The sequence below is a fragment of the Haloprofundus halophilus genome, from assembly GCF_003439925.1.
Lineage (GTDB): Archaea > Halobacteriota > Halobacteria > Halobacteriales > Haloferacaceae > Haloprofundus > Haloprofundus halophilus.
Genome location: NZ_QQRR01000005.1, coordinates 1 through 20,106 on the forward strand (window position 1 = coordinate 1; position 20,106 = coordinate 20,106).

A 20,106-nucleotide genomic window follows, 5' to 3' on the forward strand; every position below is an offset into this window, starting at 1 on the left:
TCCTCGATGACCGGCGCTGCGGGCGTCGCCCGCGTCTCCGCGACGCCTGCGCGGTAGGTGACGCCGAGGACGAGCACTTTCGCGTCCTCGATGTCGGTGTGGCGACGCGAGAGCCCTTCGAGTAACTTCTCGACGCCGAATCCGGGCATCGAGTCGTTGACGTCGCGGGCGGTCTGTATCAGCGGCGTCTGTTCGGGGACCTGCTGCATCAAAAAGTACGGGTAGTACGGGATGCAGTGGCCGCCGACGCCGATACCGGGCGTGTGGATGTTGCAGTACGACTGCGTGTTCGCGGCCTCTATCGCCTCGGTCGTGTCGATACCGAGGCTGTCGGTGACGCGGGCGAGTTCGTTCGCCAGCCCGATGTTCACGTCGCGGTAGAGTCCCTCGAACACCTTGACCGCCTCCGCGGTGGTCGCGTCCGAGACAGGAATGACGTCGTTGTTCGTGATCTCGCCGTAGATCATCTCCGCGATGCGCGTGCTCTCGTCGTCGATGCCGCCGACGATCTTCGGGTGCGCTTCGCGGAGTTTGTACAGCGCCTTCCCGCTGGACGTTCGCTCCGGGCAGAACGCGAGGCCGAACTCGCCGCGCGAGAGGCCGCTCTCGCGTTCGAGAATGGGCATGACGACGTCCTCGCACGTGCGCGGCGGAACGGTACACTCGATGATGACGAGGTCGCCGGCGTCGAGTCCGCTGCCGATGTCGGCGCAGACCGATTCGAGCGCACCGAGGTCCGCCTCGTGCTCGTCGGTGATGAGCGTCGGTACGATGACGACGTGAACCGACGACTCCTTCGCGACCGCTCGGGAGTCCGAACTCGCCTCGAACCGGTCGCGTTCGACCTGTTCTGCGACGAGCTCCGGCAGACCCGGTTCGCCGTCGATGTGGCACTCCCCGCGGTTGATTCCGCGGACGACGTCCTCGTCGATGTCGACGCCGGTGACGTTACCGCTCATCTCGGCGTAGACGCCGGCCAGCGGGAGCCCCATCTTGCCGAGTCCGTAGATGGCGATGGGAACCGCACCGCTCGTGAGTCCGATGCGCTGTGCTTGCGTCGAGTACTCCGACCCGTACAGGCCGATTCCACGCGGAATGCTACTCATTGGATCACCTCGTGACGTTCGACCTCGGAGGCCAGTTCGTCGATTTTCCGGGTCACTTCGATGGCTCGGAGGGCGTCTTCGCCGGTGACGCGCGGTTTCTCGCCGTTCTTCGCCGCCTCGACGAACGCCGTGAGTTCGTCGCGCAGCGGCTCGTTCTTCTCGACCATCGGCTGTTCGACGATGCTCTCGTGGCGGTAGCGCAGTTCGCCGTTCTGCTTGATGTACTCCGGCAGCGAGTTGCGGTGGATGTCGACCGACTGACTGATGTAGTCGACGTCGACGCGGCACTCGTCGGCGGTGACGCTGAGCGTGCGAACTTTCCGTTGCGTGAGTCGACTGGCCGTCAGCGAGACGACGGTGCCGTCGTCGAAGCGAATCTGGGCGTCCGCGTACTGCGTGTTCCGCGTACCCATGGCCGAGACCGACTCGACCTCCGCGTCGACGAGCGAGAGGACGATGTCCACGTCGTGGATCATCAGGTCCATCACCACGCTATCCTCGAGGTCGCGGTTTATCGGCGGTCCGAGGCGGTGAGCCTCGATGGCGATGATGTCGAGGTCGGTGGTGATGTCGCTGAGCGCCGTGATGGCGGGGTTGAAACGCTCGATGTGGCCGACCTGCAGCGTCACGCCGGCCTCGTCGGCGCGGCGGACGAGTTCCCGGCCGACTTCGAGGTCGTCGACGAACGGCTTCTCGACGAGGAGGTCGACGCCGGCGTCGATGCAGTCTCGCGCGATGGACGCGTGGAAGCGCGTCGGCACCGCGACCGAAACCATGTCGACGGTGTCGAGCAGGCTCTCCATCGGGTACGCCGTCGTGCCGTACTCCTCGGCGATTCGGTCCGCCTGTTCGTCGTCCGCGTCGAAGACGCCCGCGAGGTCGACGCCGGGCATCTCGCTGTAGACTCGGACGTGGTTCTGTCCCATGTGACCGACGCCGATGACGCCGACTTTGGGATTCACGCCATCACCTCCTCGCCGTGGGCGAGGACGGCGTCGGCGACGACCTCCAGGTCGTCGGCCGACAGCGCCGGGTGAACCGGCAGCGAGAGCGCTTCCGCGGCGGCCGCCTCCGCGTTCGGAGCCGCGTGACCGAGGTCCGCGTACGGTTTCTGCTGGTGAATCGGGACCGGGTAGTAGACACCGTACCCGACGCCGTGGTCGTCGAGCGTCTCCTGCAGTCCGTCCCGGTCGTCAGTTCTGACCGTGTACTGGTGGTAGGCGTGTTCGTAGCCCTCGGGCGTGTACGGCGTCGTCACCGACGACGCTTCGAGCAGGTCGTTCAGGCGAGCGGCGTTCTGCCGTCGGGCCTCGATGAACCGGGGCAGTTTCTCCAGTTGCGCTCGGCCGATGGCCGCACCGAGACTGGTCAGCCGGAAGTTGTGGCCGACGGAGACGTGTTCGTAGGAGGAGCTCCCGCCGTAGGCGTTCGAGCGTCCGTGGTTGACGTACTCGGCGACGCCCTCCGCGACGTCGCGGCGGTTCGTAACGACCATCCCACCTTCGCCCGTCGTCATGTTCTTCGTCGGGTAGAAGGAGAAGCAGGCGGCGTCGCCGAACGAGCCGACCGGTCGGCCGTCGATTTTCGCGCCGTGCGCCTGGGCTGCGTCCTCGACGAGCGCGAAGTCGTGCTCTTCTGCGAGTTCGACGAAGCGCGGCATCTCGGCCGGCAGTCCGTAGAGGTGGACCGCGAGCACGGCATCTATCTGTTCGCCGTCTCGCAGCGCCGCCTCCAGCGCGTCGGGGTCGAGGTTGTACGTCTCGGGGTCGATGTCGAGAAACACCGGCTCCGCGCCGGCGAGTCGGACGGCGTTCGCGCTCGCGATGAAGGAGAACGGCGTCGTGGCGACGCGGTCTCCGGGGCCGATGTCCAGCGCCTCGAAGGCGGCGTGGAGCGCGGTCGTTCCGTTGGAGGTGGCGACGCCGTGGTCGGCGTCGCAGTAGGTCGCAAACTCCTCCTCGAAAGCGCGTACCTCGGGGCCGTCCGCGAGATATCCGCTTTCGATGACGTCTTCGACGCGTTGCTGTTCCTCGGGGCCAAGTTCGGGGCTGGCGATTGGTATCATTCGAGTAAGTTACCTCCCTGAAGGTTCTCCGGCAGGGCCCGGTGTTTCGCGGGTGCGCCGACGGCGAGCGTTCGCGGCGGAACGTCTTCGGTAACGACCGCACCCGCGGCGACGAACGCTCCCTCGCCGACGGTAACACCGGGGAGAATCGTCGCGTTCGCGCCGATGGAGACGTCGTCTTCGAGCGTCGGGCCGACGAGGTCGACATCCTTACGAATCGGGTAGGGGTCGTTCGTCAGCGTCGCCGCAGGACCGACGAAGACGCGGTCTCCGATGGTCGTCCCGGTCGGGATGTACACGTTCGTCTGGAGGCTCACGTTCGAGCCGATCTCGGTCTGCCCGTCGATGACCGTGTTCGTCCCGACGAGCACGTCGTCGCCGAGCGTCGTGAGCTCCCGGATCAGCGCGTTGTGACCCGTGTTGAGCCCGTCGCCGGCGACGACGTCCTGATAGATGATGGTGCCCGCACGCACGGTCGCACCCTCGCCCAACACAGTCGGTTCCGACGCGTTACCGTGCGGATGACCCAGTACTGCGGTCTCGTGGACGTCTGTGTCGGAGCCGAGCTCGACGGGCGACTCTCCGGCCGCGTGGCGGCGTATCTCCTCTGTTTCGCCGTGATTGTCTCTTTGTGTCATGAATGACGTAGTGTAACCTCGACCGGGCGTCGGTCTCCCAGTCCGTACAGTTGCAACCCACACCTGATGGTGTCGTAGCTTTGTTATTCACAGCCTGATGGAGGAGTATGTGCCAGTTTACCATTTTCCGTAAGGTTTCGTAGTGTAATTATCCGCAAACGCCACGATAGAACGGGGCGGCAGCTACATTACAACGAACGGTAACTACAGGCCCTCTGAACGTTAGTCGGCGGATAGTAAAGTGGAGATAGAGTGGATGAATAGGATATGTACTGCCAGCCTAGCCGAATCGTGGACGGAGTGAACTCATGGCCTCACGCGAGGGATGACTAACGCGCCGTCCAGTGGACTCACGCAGGGTGAGTTGTTCGACACGCTCTGCAACGAGCGTCGGCTCGGCATCATCCGTCACCTTCAGGCCAGCGATGGCACCTCGGAACTGAGTCCGCTCGTCGACCACGTCGCCGCCGCCGAAAACGACAAGCGACCGGGCGAACTCGCTCGCGCGGAACGCCGGCGCGTCTACATCTCGCTGTACCAGACGCATCTACCGATGCTCGAGGAGCGTGGCATCGTCGAGTGGGACCGTTCGGACAACGTCATCTCGCTCCGTCCCAGCAGCGACGTCGAGAAGTATCTCGGTCACGGCTCCGAGAGCAAACTTCCCTGGCACGTGGGGTATCTTCTCACGGGCGTCTGCGGAATCGGGCTGCTGCTGTTGCAGACACTCAGCGTCGCACCGTTCGATGGACTCTCTCTCTCGTGGACTCTCGCCGTAGTGAGTGCCACCGTTCTCGGCGTCGTCGTCGTCCGATACGTACTCGAACGGCCGTCACGGACACCAATAACACCCTGAGGCAAGAAGTTGTGAAGACAGACGGTCGTGAAAAGACGTCCCGCAGCGACGAGCAGCGTTCGATGACCGACACGGAACGCGACGGGCGACTCGAATCGAAGCACCAGCCGACGGCCGACAGAGTGCTGGTTCTCGACGCCCACTGTCGGTACGCGTTAACGGCGATTCGAAGTCTCGGGAGACGGGGCGTCGAGGTAGTTGCTGGCAGCCCCCTCCACCGGTCGGCGGGGGCGCTATCCAAGTACGCCGCCGAGGCTCGACGGTACCCCTCGCCTCAACAACACCGAGAGGAGTTTCTCGCGTGGCTGGAGGCAGAGCTCCGAGAGGGCGACTATCGGATGGTGCTTCCGGTCGCGGAGGCGACCGTTCGACCCGTCTCGGAAGCGCAGGAGCGACTCGAACCGTACGCTGTCGTCCCGTTGCTCCCGTACGAACGGTTGCTCGTCGCCCTCGACAAGTCGAGAACGATTCGGGCCGCCCAAGCGGCGGGCGTGGCACATCCGAAAACGCTGTTTCTGGACTCTCCGGCGTACGACCGCGCGGTCGAGGAGCTCGGTCGACCGCTCGTCGTCAAAGCGCGACAGGGCTCGTCTCGGGCGGGCGTGTACGTCTGTGAGAACCGGGCGACGTTCGAAGAAGCGTTCGAGGCCGCCTACACGCCGGCCGGCGCTCCGCTCGTTCAAGAGTACGTCCCTGACGGTGGGGAGCGCGGAGTGTACACGGTGTACGGCTGCGACGGAGCGTTGCTCGGACTCACGATACAGCACCGCCTCCGCTCGAGCCACGACGACGGCGGTGCGAGCACGTACCGCGAGACCGTCGACGACCCGAAGCTGCAGCAGACGGCGAGACGACTGCTGGACCACCTGGAGTGGCGGGGTGTCGCGATGGTGGAGTTCCGCGTCGACGCGCGGACCGGCGAACCGAAGCTAATGGAGATAAATCCCCGTCTGTGGGGAAGCCTCGCGCTCACGGTCGAAGCCGGCGTCGACGTCCCGCATCTGCTGTATCGGACCGCGTGTTTCGGCGACGCGGAACCGACGCTGACGTACGACGCCGGCGTCCGGATGCGGTGGCTACTCGGTGACGTGATGCGACTCAGGAAGACGGACGACCGATGGCGAGTGATGACGGAGTTCGTCTCCGACAGCACGGACCGAACGGGGTACGACGTCCTGTCGTTCGACGACCCGCTCCCCTTCTTCGGCAGCGTCGAGACGGTGCTCAGAGACGCCTACTCGCAGGCGAGCGGCGTGCTACCGGTTTCGATTCGGTAGTAGCGACGAACCGAACCGGAACCGCGGCAGACCGGGAGCGCCGTCCCACAGCCAGAGCAGAAACGCCGTCCCGAGAAGACCGAGTTCTAAGAGGATGTACACGACGCCTTCGGGACTGGCGAGCGTCTCCATGTAGTTTCCGAGATAGTAGAAGAAGTTGCTGAAGAGGCCGGCCCGCGACGGCGAAGACGTCTCGTACAGCGGCCAGAGCAGGAACGAAAACGACGGGCTGTCGCCGTAGGCGACGCCCGAGACGCCGTCGCCGACGAGGTGCGAGAGGTAGCCGACGAGGAACGGAATCCAGAGGCGTTTGAACCCCGTCACGCGGCCGACGAGATACGCCGCCAGCGTGACCGGCGGGACGAAGAACATCGAGTGAGCCAGCGAGACACCGCTCGGGAGGACCTCGAACGTCCACGCCAGCGGTTTGTCTATCAAGTCCGGCAGCTGCGTCGCGAACGCGACAGCGAGTGCCGCGGGAGTAGTGACTCCTCGGCGTGCGGCGAGTCGATGCGCGACCGAGTACAGGATGTATCCGAACGCGAGATGTTCCCAGGGCCACATCTCAACGACACCTCGTACCGGAGTTCGCGCACGGTCGAGAGCGTGCCACGGCGGGAGTCGTGCCGGAAGTTGTCGAGACGGATGCCGTCAGGGTGCGGTTACAGTGATCCATATGTGGAGGGTGTCGTCGGCGTTCTGAGTGCGGGGGTCGGCCGGTGGTTCTCCCTCGTACAGGAGATACTGGACTCTGAGGTCCTCGCCGGTCATCGAGGGGACGATAGAGTGTTTGTGCTGCCACGTTCCGCCGTCGCCGACGGTACGCGAAAAGCGGGTGAGTTCCTGTCGTTCGACGACCTGTTCACCGTCCATCCGCTGCAGTTGGACGACGACCGAGTAGTTCGTCTGCTCGCCCTCGTTGTTCTCGATGCTCGTCGCCATCGGGATGGCCGTTCCCTGCGTCACCTCCGACGGGAACCCCGCCGACGAGAACGTCCCGTTCTCGTTCTGCGTGAGAAGCGAGAAGTCGGTGAACTCACCGCTGGCCGGCGGTGCGGCGAGTGCGAACGCCATGCTGCTGGCGGCGGCGAGGACGCCGAGGACCAGCAGGACGTTGACCGCCGTCACGGCGGTGCCGCCGTTCGAGAGGCGGCGGCGGAAGCGGGCGTATCCGACGGTGAACGACGGGTTGTACCGTTCCTCGACGGGGAGTCGGTAGCGACGGACGACGCTCACGAGCGAGAACAGCGTCACGAAGAGGCCGAACGCGCCGAGAACCGACTGGAGCGTGATACCCCAGACTGACGCACCGAGGCCGAGGACGAGCAGCGGTCCGATCACCAGGCTCAGGCCGAGCGAGAGCGCCAGACGTTCTCCGCCGCTGACGCCGTGGACGAGCGGTTCGCGTACGTTCGACCACGTCCGGTCGGTCTCTCCGGATACCTGGCGCGGGAACAGCGCCGCGACCAGCGCGTACCCGGGGAGGAACAACAGGAGCGGAAGTCCGAGGAGTAGGCGAACAAATCCCACGGATGGCGGGACGAACAGCGCCGCGAGTACGCCCCCGCCGGCCAGCAGCAACACTGCAAAGATGTCGGTCGGGAGCAACTGTTCGGTAGAGAGCTGTGTCGATGTCTTAGTTTCTGATTTCATATTGCCCGTCGTGCGTTCAAACTCGTCCGTAGCTCGCAACTAGTCAGTCACACAGAGGCCCGCTTCGGGTTTTGTTATGCCGCGGTTACCTCTGGCTACGCGAATCGCGTGCGAGTTCACTCCTGGAACGAGAAATGCTTCTCTTCCCACTCGCGGCGTTCTCGCATCGATTCCTCACCGCGTTCGGTGAGCGCGTAGTAGTTCGTCCGCCTGTCGAGCTGACCCTTCTCCACGAGTTCCTTGTTGACGAGCGTATCCAAGTTCGGATACAGCCGTCCGTGGTTGATCTCGGTGTCGTAGTACTGCTCGAGTTCGTCTTTCACTTGCTGTCCCGACGGTTTGTCGTACCCGCTGATGACGTACAGCAGGTCTCGCTGGAATCCGCTCAAGTAGTGCATCTGTACATTCTGGTAGACCGTTCACTGGACTGGGTATTTGTTATCCGTGTCATAAACGACAGTACCCTCCGATTTCTCCCGCTCGAACCGCTGAGACCGCGTTACTGGTGGTTCTGGCCCCAAATTTCGACGAACTGCTCGAACATCTCGTCGGAGAGGCCGATCTGGACGGTGAGTTCCCGGTCGACCGCGTCGGTGCGGACGTGTTCGAACGGCATCTCCGAGAGCAGTCGCATGAGGTGGTACGAACTGCCGTTCTGGTCGTGCGACGTGACCTCGAACCCCTCGTCGGAGAGGTCGATGTCGACGTGCGAGAACGTCGTCCTGTACACCTTCTGTCGTCCCGAGTTCGTGCCGAACTCGATGGACTCCTCCAGGAGGCCGTGGTCGAGGAGCGTGTTGATTCGGCGATACACCGTCGCCGGCGAGACGTCGCAGGAGTTCGTCAGCTCCTTGGCGGTCATCGACTCTCGGCCGGCGGCGGCGAGGATCGAGCGCGAACACTCGTCACCCAGTACGTCGAGAAGGGCTGTACTCGCAACCGGACTGTCGGTTTTCGTTTCGGTGATATTCTCTGGCATGTGTGGACGTGGAGTGGAATCGCTACTGACACACCGGGTGACCCGGGTCGTCGGTACTCCCACGAGCGGTCACATAAGCCCTCGTGGGAGGCGTGTCAGCAGCGAGTCGGGTTCGATCGATGTCGTGCCTGAAAGCGGGTCGACTCGGAGTCGGACGAACAGCGCTGCGTCCGATTCCGTAGCGACGAGCGCCGAGAGCCGTCGCCGGAGTGCCCGTTCGATGTGGAGTAGTGTCGGTCACCTGTACAGTTCTCCCTGCAGTCGATATACTCAGACGGATGTATGTCCAAGAGGCTGTAACATTATTACTTGCAGGTTAAAAATCGGCTACGGGCGGAAACCGGTCCGTGAGTTCGAATCAAGCACCGCTTTCGTCGTTCATCGCGTTTCCGAAACCGTTGAACGATACGGAACGAACTGCCTTACCGGGTGGTTACGCGAAGATGCGGATTCGGGGGGTGTAACCCTCATTCGCGGAGAAATGTACATCTACCCGGCATGAACTCGAATAAACCCTAACAAACGGTGTTCCTCTTTTATCAGGTCTCTGCACTCACGAGAGTACTGAAGGCGGAGACACCCGGTCTGTGGCCGTTCGCGGCCACGAGCGGAGAACCAACGACCGTCGGTGGTGGTCGACGCCACCGAAGCAAAACGGACACACAGGGAGAATCCAACAATGGCAGACCTGAACTGGAACGGAAGGGGAGCATCGAACACGAGTCCACGCTGTAGCAACTGTGGTCGGCACGTAACACCGCAGTTCGCTCGGGTGTTCGGTGACAACATCGACGACGTACACGGCTGTCTCGACTGTACGACGTCCCGCGAGCGACAGACGGGTGAACACATTCCGCAACAGCGGATGAACGGTTGAGCGGCGGCGAACGAAGTTCGTTTTCGGATATCGTATTCACCGAACGGGGCCCAGAAAATATATATAATGCTATGCAGAGCGTGGACAGTGTACTATGAGGATCTCCGGACTCCTGTCTACGTTCACCGACAGCCGCTCGGCAGGCGACGAAACGGGCGGACAGAGCGGGCGTAGCGACGCCGACGGGACTTCGGAGATAACCGACCGGCTCGTCGAGCGCCTCCCGCTCGACGGCGTGGAGACGACCGTCGCCCGCGAAAGTCTCAGGCTGATGCTCGAACGCGGAACGCTTCCGGTCGCCGTCGGGTCCAAGACGGTTACTGACCACGGCGAGACGACCGACGGTTCGCTGCGGCTCTCTATCGACTCCTTCCCCATCGAGGGGGTGTCGTGGAACAGTTACTACCTCAGCACTGCGAGCGTCGGCGTGTTGTTTCTCCTCGGAAAGCTACTCGGAGCGCCGTACATCCGGACGTTCAACGCGTTGCTTCCCATCGTCGTCGTCTTTACGCTCCTCGTCTGCGGGGCGCTCTACCAACTACATACGCGGACGAATCTCGTGTTGTTCGGACTCGTCAGAGACACGGAGTGACCGTTCCCACGACTGAAGCCGGGGAGCACCTCCTCGACTTCCGTAACGCGTTTGTCTGTTCGCTATCCATTATTTTAACACAGTATTTTAGTTGTAAATGTAATACTGAAAGCGAACGTGACAGTGCGAACTATTAAACCTGCCTGAAGACACAAGCAACATATTGAGCCGAGACTGGGACAGTGGGTCACACGACGCCGTGCGAGGACTGAAAGAGGGACAATGAACTCGTTAGAGAGAATGACCGGCGAGGTAAACACGGAAGGAGAGCTGGACGAGGCGGAGATATTCCACATCTTGGGGAACGACCGCCGGCGGGCCACGATCAACGGGTTGGCCGAAAGCGGAGGGAGCATCGCCGTCTCCGAGCTCGCAGAGCAGATCGCCGCGCAGGAGGCAGACGACGAGGAGGACGCACAGAAGCTCTACAAGAGCGTCTACGTTTCGCTTCGCCAGACGCATCTTCCGAAGCTCGAAGAACAGGGAATCATCCGGTACGACGCGGACGACCAGCGTATCATGCCGGGCGCTCGTATGAACGAGATTCAGGTGTACACCGACGGGACTACCGGCCTCGAAGCGATGCAACAGTCGGTGTATCTGATAGTGAGCGTCGTCGGACTGCTCACGATCATCGGCGCCCAACTCGGCGTTCCCGTTCTCGACGCGCTCGCCGTCGAGGTGTGGGCGGTCATCTTCCTCACGCTCATCATCGTTCTCGGCGTCTACCAGCAGTACCGCTGAGGGTCGTTTTTAGAGGTCGAGGTCTTCGAACGCCACCAGATCCGGGAGTTCCGCGACCGCCTGGTGAGTGCCCCGATACGCCGCGACTTCGGTCGCGCGGTTGAACGTCGGCACGTCCGGATACTCGCGGAGCGTGAGGACTCGGCCGTCAGAGACTGCGAAGACGACCTCCACCGTTCCGTCCTCGTACTGGTACTGGTCGGCTTTGAGAGCGTCTCCGGGGGCAGTCGAATCCATACCTCACCGTCGTCTGCGACCGACTTATCCCTTCGGCAGGATAGCAGCGAGTGAGACCTCAGCGTCGGGATCGACGCGTGAGGCCGACCGCGAACAGCATCAACGAGAGGAACGCGACGACGGTTCCGAACCCGGGCGTCGTGGTCGAACTCGTCGTTTCGGACGCGCTCTGCTGGTTCTGAACCTCGTCGACGGAGATGTCTAACGTCTGTCTCGTCTCCGCGCCGAACTCGTCTCGAACGACGACGACGACAGACTGTTCTGTCGCGGACTGCGGCGTGTACTCGACCGTCGAACCGGTCTGGTTGCCGCCCGGCAGCAACCACGTGACCGTGGCGTTGCCGACATCGTTGTCGACTGTTGCACTCAGTTGCGCGGATTCACCGACCGACAACGACTGCGGGGCGTCGACGGTGACGGTCGGTTGGTCGTTTACCAGGACCGAAACCGTCCGTTCGTCGGTGAGACCGTGCGCGTTGGTCACCGTCGCGGTGACGTTGTGGTGACCGGGCTCGTCGAACTGGACGGTCGCAGATTCGCCTTCGGCGGTGCCGTCGGCGAACGACCACGAGACCGAGACGTTCTCGTCGGACCCGCCGGTCGAAGCGGACGCGTTCAGGTCGACGGACTCACCGGGGGCGACCGCTCCCTGCGGAACGCCGTCGACGACGGCGGTCGGGGTTTCGAGCGACGAGACGCCGTACGTGGCGTCAGCCGACGAGGGCAGCGTCGCGCGGACGACGACAGTTCCGTCGTCGACGGTCGTCTCGCTGTTCGCGAACTGCCACTGTCCGTCGGCGTAGTAACCGAGACGGAGCGACGTCGCGGAGACGTTCCGTTCCTGGAGCATCGCCTCGTCGAACCGCGCGCTGACCTGCGTCAGTGACGCTTCACCGTCGTCGGCGCTGTCGATGCTCGCCGCGTACATCGGGGTTCCCGGCATCGACCGGTCGAGGAACTGACGACGCGTGAGCGACGGCGACGTGTCGCTCTCGTTTCGTTCCCCGTCGTAGCTGAGCTGCAGCGGTTCGTCGCCGAACGTCACCGTCGAGGTGCCGTTCTCGGTGGAGAGCGTCCCGTCGACGCGGCGGGAGATGCTGACGTACCAGCCCTCGTCGCCGGTGAACCCGGCGGCCGCGTAACCGCTGTCGGTGGCGACGATCGGCCAGAAGGCGTCACGGTCGGTCGTTCCGAGACGCTCTCTCCACTCGGAGTTGCCTTTCTCGTCCGTCCGGACCAGCCAACCGTCGAGGTCCCAGGAGGCGAACAGTCGATTGCCGCCGCTGAGGATGTACCCGTCGCCGGTGTAGGCGATACCCTCCAGCATGTCGTAGCCTCGGTCACCGTACGTTCGGCTGTTGCGGAACTCGCCGGTGTCGCTGAAGCGCGCGAACAAGCCGTCGGGTTTCTCGTTCGATTGCCCGCTGTCGACGCCGGCGATGGCGAACTCGCCGTCACCGGCGGCGACGGCGCGGTACTCCACGTCGACGCCCGCGTTCTCGTGGGTCTGTTCCCAGAGGAGCGTCCCGTCGGTGTCGAGTTTCGCCACGTAACCGGCACTGTCACCGGTGGACGCCTCCGAGTCGCCGACGAACACGACGCCGTCGTCGGTCACGACGCTGTCACGGATGTACTCGTCCTGTGAACCGTCGGTGGTCCACTCCCAGTCGACTTCGCCGGTTTCGTCGACGGCGGTGACGTACCCGTCAGCACCGTCGTCCGTCGGCGTCCATCCGCTCAGCAGGTAAGTGTCGTCCGCTCGGCTGACAGACCAGAAAGCGTCGCCGCGGGCGTCGCCGTACTGCTTCTCCCAGTCGACGGTGCCGTCGTTCGAGAGCCCGACGGCCCACGCCTGCGACCAGCCCGTGTCGTCGTTCGAGCGGCCCACGGCGATGTAGCCGTCGTCGGATTCGACGATGTCGAACAGGCGGTCCGTGCCCTCGTCACCGAATCGCTTCACCCACTGGCGCTCGCCCGCGGCGTCGACTTTGACGACGGTCGCCTGCTCGCCGAGGTCGTCTTTCCCGCTGTCGACCCACCCGGCGAGGAGGAACCCACCGTCGTCGGTCTCTACCATACTCGAGAAGACGACGCCGTCGGCGCCGTGGTACGTTTCGTTCGATTCGATCGGTGTAGAGTTCGAGGCGACCGTGTCGAGGTCCCCGACGGCGGCCTGGTCGGTCGCGTCCGGAGTCGCCGCGGCGACCGGACCTGCTATCGAACTCACGAGAAGCACCGCAGCGAGCACGATCGCGGCGGAGCGTCTCGATGCCGTCGAACCGGCTACAGACCGGCACAGACGGCGCGTCGTAACGAGAATTCCTGTTTGTAGACTCATAATCACTCCCCACCCGCACCGGTAGATGCGGGCGTCGGTTCGGAAATTGACTGGTTGGGGAGATTGTTATTCGTCTGCTGAAACAGGTTAGGTGATAGTTACTACGCGGGGTCTCAGTTCTCCTGAGCGGCGGCGAACGGAGAGCGGGACGCTTCTGGTTCGCAACCGCGGGTGCAGATGAGGTTCTCGCGGCCGAGGCGGAGTTTCGTTATCTCGCCGTCCTCGTCTAACTGCGAGAGCAGTCGGCTCACCTTGGCTTTCGACCACTCGACTTCCTCGACGATCTCGACCTGTCGCATCTGGCCGTCGTGCGCTTCGAGTAGTTGCAGGATGCGCTCCTCGTCGCTGAGCGTCGACTCCGGTTCCGCGAGCGACGGTTCGACCTCGCGTTCGATACCGTTCGGTGCGGAGAGTCGGCGGTACGCGACGAGACCGATGCTCACGAGTACCGTCGTGAGGCTCAGCATGAGCGCGAAGTAGTCGATTTCGGCGAGTTGTTCGTCCGGATTCGGATTCATCCACTCGATGGGCGGTGCGGCGTGCACGTCGTCGCTCGTCGCCGACGTCACATCGACTCGCTGCGTCGCCGCGGTCGACGCAGCGTCTAAACGACCCAAGAACATCGTCAACGCGAACCCGGGCGAGTGCTCTCGGAACAGCGAATCGTCGAGGACGGTGTCCACCAGTCTACTGCCGACGTCCGCCACGAACGACGGGAGGACAGCGGCCGAAAGGGAATCGACGTCAAGATACGCGTCCGAGTCGCTCGCGGTGAACTGCCAGAGCGGATGGGCGAAGGGCGACGTACCGTCGGTGCTCCAGTCCGCGACGGCCGTCGAGACGTCGGTGGGTTCGGCGGCGGAGGCTGCCGATTCGCCAGTTGCGGCGACCGAACCGCACGCGACGCTCAGCAGGACGATGCAGAGTACGAGCAGTTTAGCGTACGCGCCAGTATCGCTGCCTCGAATCATGTTCGAACGACGCTGATATCTTGTCTCATCTTTCCTTCAAAGTGATACGGGGTCAGCCGCGACGGCGTCGCTGTCTCCGGATTACTTATGCACAGACTGTTTCGGGGAATATAGCCTTTATCACGTTACAAACGTTCGAAAATAACTGCCGAATAGTCTGTCGCTCTCGTTGATGTGTGCGACAACGGGGCCATCGAACCGGAGCGAACCGAACCGGGACGAACCAAACCGGGGCGAACCGAGTCGGGGCGAACCGAGCCGGGGCGAACCGGACGAGGCTACCGGAGATCCGATGTCGCGCACCCGTTCACTTATCGGGGGCTACTCGCACAACGACGCCAAGCCGTCGGCGAGCGTCACGGTCGGTTCGAAGTCGAGTGCATCGCGGATACGCGAGATATCCGCCCGACTGTCCCGAACGTCGCCGGGACGAGCGTCGACGTGCGTGATCTCCGACGAGGAGTCCGCGGCCTCTCGAATCTCCTCGGCGAGGTCGTTTATCGATATCGTGTCCCCGGTGCCGACGTTGTAAGCACGACCGACCGCATCGGTCGTCCCCGCCGCCAAGTTCGCCTGAACGACGTCGCGCACGTGGACGAAGTCCCTCGTCTGCCCTCCGTCGCCTTCGACGGTTATCGGTTGGTTCGACCTCGCCTGTTCGAGAAAGATGCTGATGACGCCGCTGTAATCGCCGGCAGTCTGGCGCGGACCGTAGACGTTGAAGTATCGAAGCGCGACCGTCTCGAGTCCGTAGAGGTCGTGATACAGTCGCGCGTACGTGTCGAGCGCGAGTTTGTCCGCGCCGTACGGCGACTCCGGATTCTTCGGATGCGACTCCGGGACCGGAACCTCCTCGGGTTGCCCGTAGATAGCGGCGCTCGACGAGAGAACGACTCTCGCGCCCTCCGCTCGGGCGTGTTCGAGCAGCGAGACGGTCGCCGACGCGTTCGTGCTGTGGCTCAGCACCGGATCTTCGACTGACGCCGAGACGCTGACCAACGCCGCAGTGTGGTAGACGAGGTCGACGCCCGAGGTTGCGCGTCCGACGAGGTCGTCGTCTCGGATATCCCCCTCGAAGACGGTGACGTCGTCGCGGAGGTTCTCCCGCCGTCCGGACGAGAAGTTGTCCAGCACTCTGACCTCGTTCTCCTCGACGAGGGCGTCGACGAGATGACTGCCGATGAATCCTGCGCCGCCGGTTACGAGCACGGTCTGTCCCGTTGGTGATTCGCTCATTGTGTACTCGTTCGAGCGACGGCCCTTTGGTATGCGTCGGTTTCCGTCGGCGGTCGCGGACGATTCGACGCCGAAACCCGCTCGCCTCTTTACACGGGTATCCGTGTAATCCGAGCGAGCGCAGGCAGTTAGATTCGGGTGCGCTTCCGACGGGGAGGGCTGTGGAGAAAGACAAAAGAACGTGAATTACACGTTCGACGAAAAGTTTAACTCGTCAATCGGATACGGGAGTAGCAGCCATGAACCAGCAGCGGGACACGGCCGACGAGTCAGAGGACGGCTGCGGGTGCAAGGTCGAACGGGTCGCCGAGCAGTACGAACTGGACCGAATCGACGAGGTTCTCGTCGCTCGATGGTTGGGCGAAAGCGGCGAGCGATACAGTCTCCGTCGCCTGGAGACGCACTTCAACGAACGGGTACTGGAGTCGGCGATGGCTGAGACGCCGATAACGGTGTTAGACGGCGACGTCGCCCACCTCTACGAACGCCTGAGCGACGGATCGGTGAGCGCTGGACAGCGAGCGGAGACGGAGAACTATCTCAAACGCGCGGGAGTCAACGTAGAACGCGTACGCAACGATTTCGTCTCACATCAGACCGTCCACACGCACCTCCGGGAGTGTCTCGGCGCGACGCGGGACCGAATACACGACCCCGAGTCGCGCGTCGAGAAAGCCGACAAGACCGTCCTCTCGTTGCAAAACAGGATGCGATTAGTTACCGAAGAGACCATCGAGCGGTTGGAACGCGCGGATATCGTATCCATCGACTCGTTCGACGTGTACGTGGATACGACGATCGTCTGTGGCGAGTGCGACCGGTCGCTGTCGTTTTCGGAGTTGCTCGACCGTGGGAACTGCCGCTGTCAGGTCGACGAACGGGGCGCCGACAATCCAGCAGTCTGACTACGGTTTACTCACCGCCTCGCCAGCGAAGTGGGTGTGTCCCGCCGTGCGTGGACGGAAATCGACCGAAATGTCGTGAGCAGCCGCCCGGTTACAGCGCGATTCCGGCGAGCAAAAGCACCAAAAACGCGTACCAAAGGCCGACGAGGAGGTTGCGCTTTGGAGCGTGTGGACGCATTCCGGGTACGTGTCGTGTGGCTGTCATGGTGGTGGGCGCGACTTGCGTTTCGGGTACTCGCCGAGACGACTGTTCTCACGTACACGGGCTTCACAGATAGCTATGGACGGCGTTACCGAGAGTAACAGTAGCTTAGTCGGTCAGAGAAACCGTCGCAACTGCCGAGCGAAACTCGGGGGCGCGGCGGCGAAAGCGGTGTTGTTCGAACAATCTGTCGATAATCAGGAGGAAACATCAGGCTGAATGATAACTTCCACGGGTGCCAAAATCACCGTATTCACAGTCATTAAACGCTATATTACTGGATTTTCTGAATAAGAATGAATACGGACTACACACTTGGTAAGGTGTGATGTTCGCGGAACTGAGTCCTGTCGGTGAAAACGGGCGTGCCGAGACACCGAATCCGACGGCGAGAGAGGACATCGTCTTCGATCTCCTCAAAAACGATCGCCGCCGGATGGTGATGTCACTGCTGGCCGAAGAGGCCGAATCGGTGACTATCGGCGATATCGCTCGGACGATCGCGACCGCCGAAGCGGATGAGAGCCCAGCGCCGGAAAAAGTGTACAAGAGCGTCTACGTCTCGCTCCAACAGACGCACCTCCCGAAGTTGGCGGAGAACGACGTCATCGAGTACAACCGGAGCACTGGGACGGTTGCACCGGGGCCGAACCTCGAAGACGTGCTCGTGTACGTCGAGCCTTCGAGTGCTCGTGACGTCTGGCAGTCCGAAGAGTTGATTCTCGGGTTCGTTGGACTCGTAGTGACGCTCGGCGCGGTCGTCGGCGTACCGATCGTGAGCGCTCTAGCGGCGGAGGTGTGGGCGGTGCTCTTCTTCACCGCTATCATCTGTTTGAACGCCTATCGCCTCCTCGCGTAGCAGAGCTCACAGAACGACCGAACAGGACCCAAATCGGGCCGCGAACCGTTACGTCCCGCCGCCGTCGAACTCGTCGAATCGATCGTCGGCGGCGATCACTTTTCGCACGATATCGGCGTCCTCGAGCAGGCGGTGCGTACTGTACACACCGCGTCCGCGGCCGCGACTCGTGCGAGTGGAGTTGATGACGTTCAAAAACGCCTGTTCTTGGAGGATTTCGTTGACTCGTCGTTCCGACAGCTGGTCCATCCCGATCTCGTTTACGATAGACGTGTACGTGTCGTACACGCGTTTGGTGGAAAACTCCGTCTCGTCGGAGGCGAGCGTCAGCATCGCGAGGGCCAGGAGAATCGCCTTCCCCTGAACCGGGGTTCCGGCGACGATTTCGTTGAATCGGTTCGCTTCGGTCCGCTCTTTCGCTTTGCGCACGTGGTCTACGACTACCTCCGTGAGCTCCTCTTCGGTAGCGATGCGGCCGGCGTTGCGGAGGATATCGATCGCTTTCCGGGCGTCACCGTGTTCCTGTGCCGCGAGCGCGGACGTGAGCGGGATGACGTCGTCACCGAGGACGCCGGGGCGGAACGCGTCGCAACGGTTGTCGAGGATGTCGCCGAGTTGGTCTGCCGTGTACGGTTTGAAGACGATTTCGTCGTGTTGGAAGCTGCTCTTGACTCGCTCCGTCAACTGGTCCGGATAGTCGATCTTGTTGCTGATGCCGATGACGCCGATACTGCAGCGGGAGACGCGGTTGTTCTCACCCGCTCGCGAAAGTTTTCGGAGAATCTCGTCGTCGTCGAGCATGTCGATCTCGTCGAGGAGAATCAGCGCGACATCGCATCGAGCGTCGAGAATCCGCCAGAGTCGCTTGTAGTAGTCGCCCGTGGCGAGCCCCCGTTCGGGAACCGAAACCCCGGTCTCAGTAGGTTCGTTCAGTTGACTCGCGATCGTCTTCACCGCGGACGTCTCCGTGTTCTCCTCGCCGCAGTCGACGAACGCGGTTCGGACGACGACCTCGTCTTTAGCCGCTTCGGCCGCGAGTCGCTCGGTCACGTGTCGGGAGACGAGCGATTTTCCCGTCCCGGTCTTGCCATATATCAGGAGATGTTTCGGCGGCCGGCCGAATATCGCCGGGTTGACCGCGTTTGCGACCCGCTGCATGTGGGTGTCCCGACCGACGATTCGGTCCGGGCCGGGGATGTGGCGGATGTCCAAAAGCTCCTCGCGCGCGAAAATCGGCTCCTCGTACCGGAAGAGTGAATCACGGTCCGCCTCGGAGGGATTTTCGTCGGTCATCGGGTGAGCGAACGTTCCGAAGCGATGCCGATAAGTCTACCGCCGAAACGGGGGGTGCACCGCGAATGTAACGCCGCGTTTTGGTGGGCTAATTTCGGCTAATACGGTAGAACTGCCGAGGAGAGGATTGAGAGTTGCGTCGCGGATGTAATCCGACTCGGAGTGGTCGACGACGACGGAGACGAGAAACCGGACACACCACCGCCGCGAATGTATTCGACGGAAACCGACCTTGAGACACCAGTGCCGCGAGTCAACTGCCTCGGGGTCAAGCTCCGAGCACTCGCCTTGCTCATCTGTAGGTCCGTTCGAAAAGGTAAAATATCAGTCTAGTAACTGTGCTGTCGTTTCCTACTTTCACTGAGATATCGACTGAACTGTAGCTGGTGTGTTTCCACCTGAAATTAGAAGTCGACAGGAAGCAGTCGAAGCAGTCGAAGCGGTCATTTTGGGGTGATTCGAAGGGGGTACCGTCGCTAATGTAAACGTGGTCTGAAACCAGATTGCGGGGTTTTGGCTCGTTTACAGGAGTTTTTCAGCGTTTGAGTGGGTACTAGGAGAGAGCGCCCCCACACACACCATGTTCGCGAATGTAACGGCCACGAGAGAGGGGGGGTCCACGAGAAGAGGAGGTTATCGCCGGGAGTTGGGGAACACGCTCCGAGAGAACGACGGTAGATCGAGTGGCTGCCGAGTTTATGCGCGGTTTGTGCTCGAGTATTCTATCCCCGACAAACCCACGTTTCACCTGTGAAAAGTCCATAAGCAACGAAGTATCGTTGCTTTTCTGTTTCGCAACGAAGTTAACTTAGTGGACTTTTCTCGTCACTAGGTAATAAACTAAACTATTTGTCTTCCTCGAGTAGGAAATTTGATATGACCGATTGGCGACTCTTCCTGCCGGGATACCGGCAACAAAACCCGGCTCATAGAGGCCGCCCCCACCTTCGAGACCGTTACATTCGCGACGGTGGTGTGTGTGTCCGAACACCCGCAACGTTACCAACCGATCGTCGAGCACGTGGCAAAAACTCTCTGCACTATCACTTTCTAACCCGCGTTTCGACTCGAGTATCCGAAGCAGCGGACTCGCACCGATCCGGGTGTAGACTCGACAACTGTCGTCGGATACACCCTCCCCTGCTATAGCAACCGGTATCGAGATATTGCCGACGGAGCTCCGTCTCACTCAACGAGACCTATTCGATGACAGTAACTCCGTGTCCTCTCTCTAATCACTGTGTACAACTCTTCTTGTACGAAGTGAATCTCCCATCC

The 20,106-nt window shown here is 62.2% G+C and carries 20 protein-coding genes; 7 read left to right on the top strand and 13 right to left on the bottom strand.

Annotated elements, in window-relative coordinates:
* The 4 genes from DV709_RS17235 to DV709_RS17250 all read right to left on the bottom strand — a co-directional run.
* Positions 1 to 1,106: nucleotide sugar dehydrogenase (locus tag DV709_RS17235; protein ID WP_117595689.1), on the bottom strand; the 1,106-nt coding region annotated here is incomplete at its 3' end.
* Entirely contained in the window at positions 1,103 to 2,068 is a 966-nt protein-coding gene (locus DV709_RS17240) for a Gfo/Idh/MocA family protein (RefSeq protein ID WP_117595690.1), read from the bottom strand. The genes DV709_RS17240 and DV709_RS17235, both read right to left, overlap by 4 nt.
* On the bottom strand, positions 2,065 to 3,171 hold the full coding sequence (locus DV709_RS17245) for a DegT/DnrJ/EryC1/StrS family aminotransferase (RefSeq protein ID WP_117595691.1): 1,107 nt from the start codon (positions 3,169 to 3,171) through the stop codon (positions 2,065 to 2,067). The genes DV709_RS17240 and DV709_RS17245 overlap by 4 nt, the downstream gene beginning before the upstream one ends.
* Positions 3,168 to 3,809: an acyltransferase gene (locus tag DV709_RS17250; protein WP_117595692.1), complete on the bottom strand. Its 642-nt coding sequence runs from the start codon at positions 3,807 to 3,809 to the stop codon at positions 3,168 to 3,170. The genes DV709_RS17245 and DV709_RS17250 overlap by 4 nt, the downstream gene beginning before the upstream one ends.
* 325 nt (positions 3,810 to 4,134) lie before the next feature.
* Between DV709_RS17250 and DV709_RS17255 the strand changes: the two genes are divergently transcribed.
* Both DV709_RS17255 and DV709_RS17260 read left to right on the top strand, forming a co-directional pair.
* On the top strand, positions 4,135 to 4,665 hold the full coding sequence (locus tag DV709_RS17255) for a DUF7344 domain-containing protein (RefSeq protein ID WP_117595693.1): 531 nt from the start codon (positions 4,135 to 4,137) through the stop codon (positions 4,663 to 4,665).
* A gap of 62 nt (positions 4,666 to 4,727) precedes the next feature.
* A complete protein-coding gene (locus tag DV709_RS17260; RefSeq protein WP_117595694.1) occupies positions 4,728 to 5,942 on the top strand; it encodes a carboxylate--amine ligase in 1,215 nt (404 codons plus the stop codon).
* On the opposite strand, the gene DV709_RS17265 is transcribed toward DV709_RS17260, so the two are convergent.
* The 4 genes from DV709_RS17265 to DV709_RS17280 all read right to left on the bottom strand — a co-directional run bounded on the left by DV709_RS17265 (position 5,922) and on the right by DV709_RS17280 (position 8,574).
* Positions 5,922 to 6,506, bottom strand: a complete 585-nt coding sequence (locus tag DV709_RS17265; RefSeq protein ID WP_117595695.1) for a metal-dependent hydrolase — start codon at positions 6,504 to 6,506, stop codon at positions 5,922 to 5,924. The two genes, DV709_RS17260 and DV709_RS17265, sit on opposite strands and share 21 nt — an antisense overlap.
* Positions 6,507 to 6,593: 87 nt before the next feature.
* The gene (locus DV709_RS17270; RefSeq protein ID WP_117595696.1) at positions 6,594 to 7,595 is read right to left on the bottom strand and encodes a DUF1616 domain-containing protein; all 1,002 of its coding nucleotides are present in this window, start codon (positions 7,593 to 7,595) and stop codon (positions 6,594 to 6,596) included.
* Positions 7,596 to 7,711: 116 nt separating this feature from the next.
* Entirely contained in the window at positions 7,712 to 7,993 is a 282-nt protein-coding gene (locus DV709_RS17275) for a PadR family transcriptional regulator (RefSeq protein WP_117595697.1), read from the bottom strand.
* Positions 7,994 to 8,094: 101 nt separating this feature from the next.
* A complete protein-coding gene (locus DV709_RS17280; protein WP_117595698.1) occupies positions 8,095 to 8,574 on the bottom strand; it encodes a helix-turn-helix domain-containing protein in 480 nt (159 codons plus the stop codon).
* A 679-nt stretch (positions 8,575 to 9,253) separates the two neighbouring features.
* Here DV709_RS17280 and DV709_RS18470 point away from each other — a divergent pair.
* From DV709_RS18470 to DV709_RS17295, 3 genes are all read left to right on the top strand, one after another.
* The gene (locus DV709_RS18470; protein ID WP_117595699.1) at positions 9,254 to 9,451 is read left to right on the top strand and encodes a DUF7563 family protein; all 198 of its coding nucleotides are present in this window, start codon (positions 9,254 to 9,256) and stop codon (positions 9,449 to 9,451) included.
* 94 nt (positions 9,452 to 9,545) lie between these two features.
* A complete protein-coding gene (locus DV709_RS17290; RefSeq protein ID WP_117595700.1) occupies positions 9,546 to 10,043 on the top strand; it encodes a hypothetical protein in 498 nt (165 codons plus the stop codon).
* Between the two features lie 240 nt (positions 10,044 to 10,283).
* A complete protein-coding gene (locus DV709_RS17295; protein ID WP_157972777.1) occupies positions 10,284 to 10,787 on the top strand; it encodes a DUF7344 domain-containing protein in 504 nt (167 codons plus the stop codon).
* 9 nt (positions 10,788 to 10,796) lie between these two features.
* On the opposite strand, the gene DV709_RS17300 is transcribed toward DV709_RS17295, so the two are convergent.
* The 4 genes from DV709_RS17300 to DV709_RS17315 all read right to left on the bottom strand — a co-directional run bounded on the left by DV709_RS17300 (position 10,797) and on the right by DV709_RS17315 (position 15,569).
* Positions 10,797 to 11,024, bottom strand: coding sequence for a hypothetical protein (locus tag DV709_RS17300; protein ID WP_117595702.1), 228 nt, complete (start codon positions 11,022 to 11,024; stop codon positions 10,797 to 10,799).
* 58 nt (positions 11,025 to 11,082) lie between these two features.
* Positions 11,083 to 13,251 carry a PKD domain-containing protein gene (locus DV709_RS17305; protein WP_157972778.1) on the bottom strand — a complete coding sequence of 723 codons (2,169 nt, stop codon included), beginning with the start codon at positions 13,249 to 13,251 and terminating at the stop codon, positions 11,083 to 11,085.
* A 224-nt stretch (positions 13,252 to 13,475) separates the two neighbouring features.
* Positions 13,476 to 14,333, bottom strand: a complete 858-nt coding sequence (locus DV709_RS18135; RefSeq protein ID WP_198665773.1) for a helix-turn-helix transcriptional regulator — start codon at positions 14,331 to 14,333, stop codon at positions 13,476 to 13,478.
* 321 nt (positions 14,334 to 14,654) lie between these two features.
* Positions 14,655 to 15,569 carry an NAD-dependent epimerase/dehydratase family protein gene (locus DV709_RS17315; protein WP_117595704.1) on the bottom strand — a complete coding sequence of 305 codons (915 nt, stop codon included), beginning with the start codon at positions 15,567 to 15,569 and terminating at the stop codon, positions 14,655 to 14,657.
* 239 nt (positions 15,570 to 15,808) lie between these two features.
* Here DV709_RS17315 and rdfA point away from each other — a divergent pair, with 239 nt between their 5' ends.
* Positions 15,809 to 16,474, top strand: a complete 666-nt coding sequence (rdfA, locus tag DV709_RS17320) for a rod-determining factor RdfA (RefSeq protein ID WP_117595705.1) — start codon at positions 15,809 to 15,811, stop codon at positions 16,472 to 16,474.
* A 530-nt stretch (positions 16,475 to 17,004) separates the two neighbouring features.
* Positions 17,005 to 17,535, top strand: a complete 531-nt coding sequence (locus DV709_RS17325; protein WP_117595706.1) for a DUF7344 domain-containing protein — start codon at positions 17,005 to 17,007, stop codon at positions 17,533 to 17,535.
* Between the two features lie 48 nt (positions 17,536 to 17,583).
* Here DV709_RS17325 and DV709_RS17330 read toward each other — a convergent pair whose 3' ends face one another.
* The gene (locus DV709_RS17330; RefSeq protein WP_117595707.1) at positions 17,584 to 18,828 is read right to left on the bottom strand and encodes a Cdc6/Cdc18 family protein; all 1,245 of its coding nucleotides are present in this window, start codon (positions 18,826 to 18,828) and stop codon (positions 17,584 to 17,586) included.
* Between the last annotated feature and the right edge of the window lie 1,278 nt (positions 18,829 to 20,106).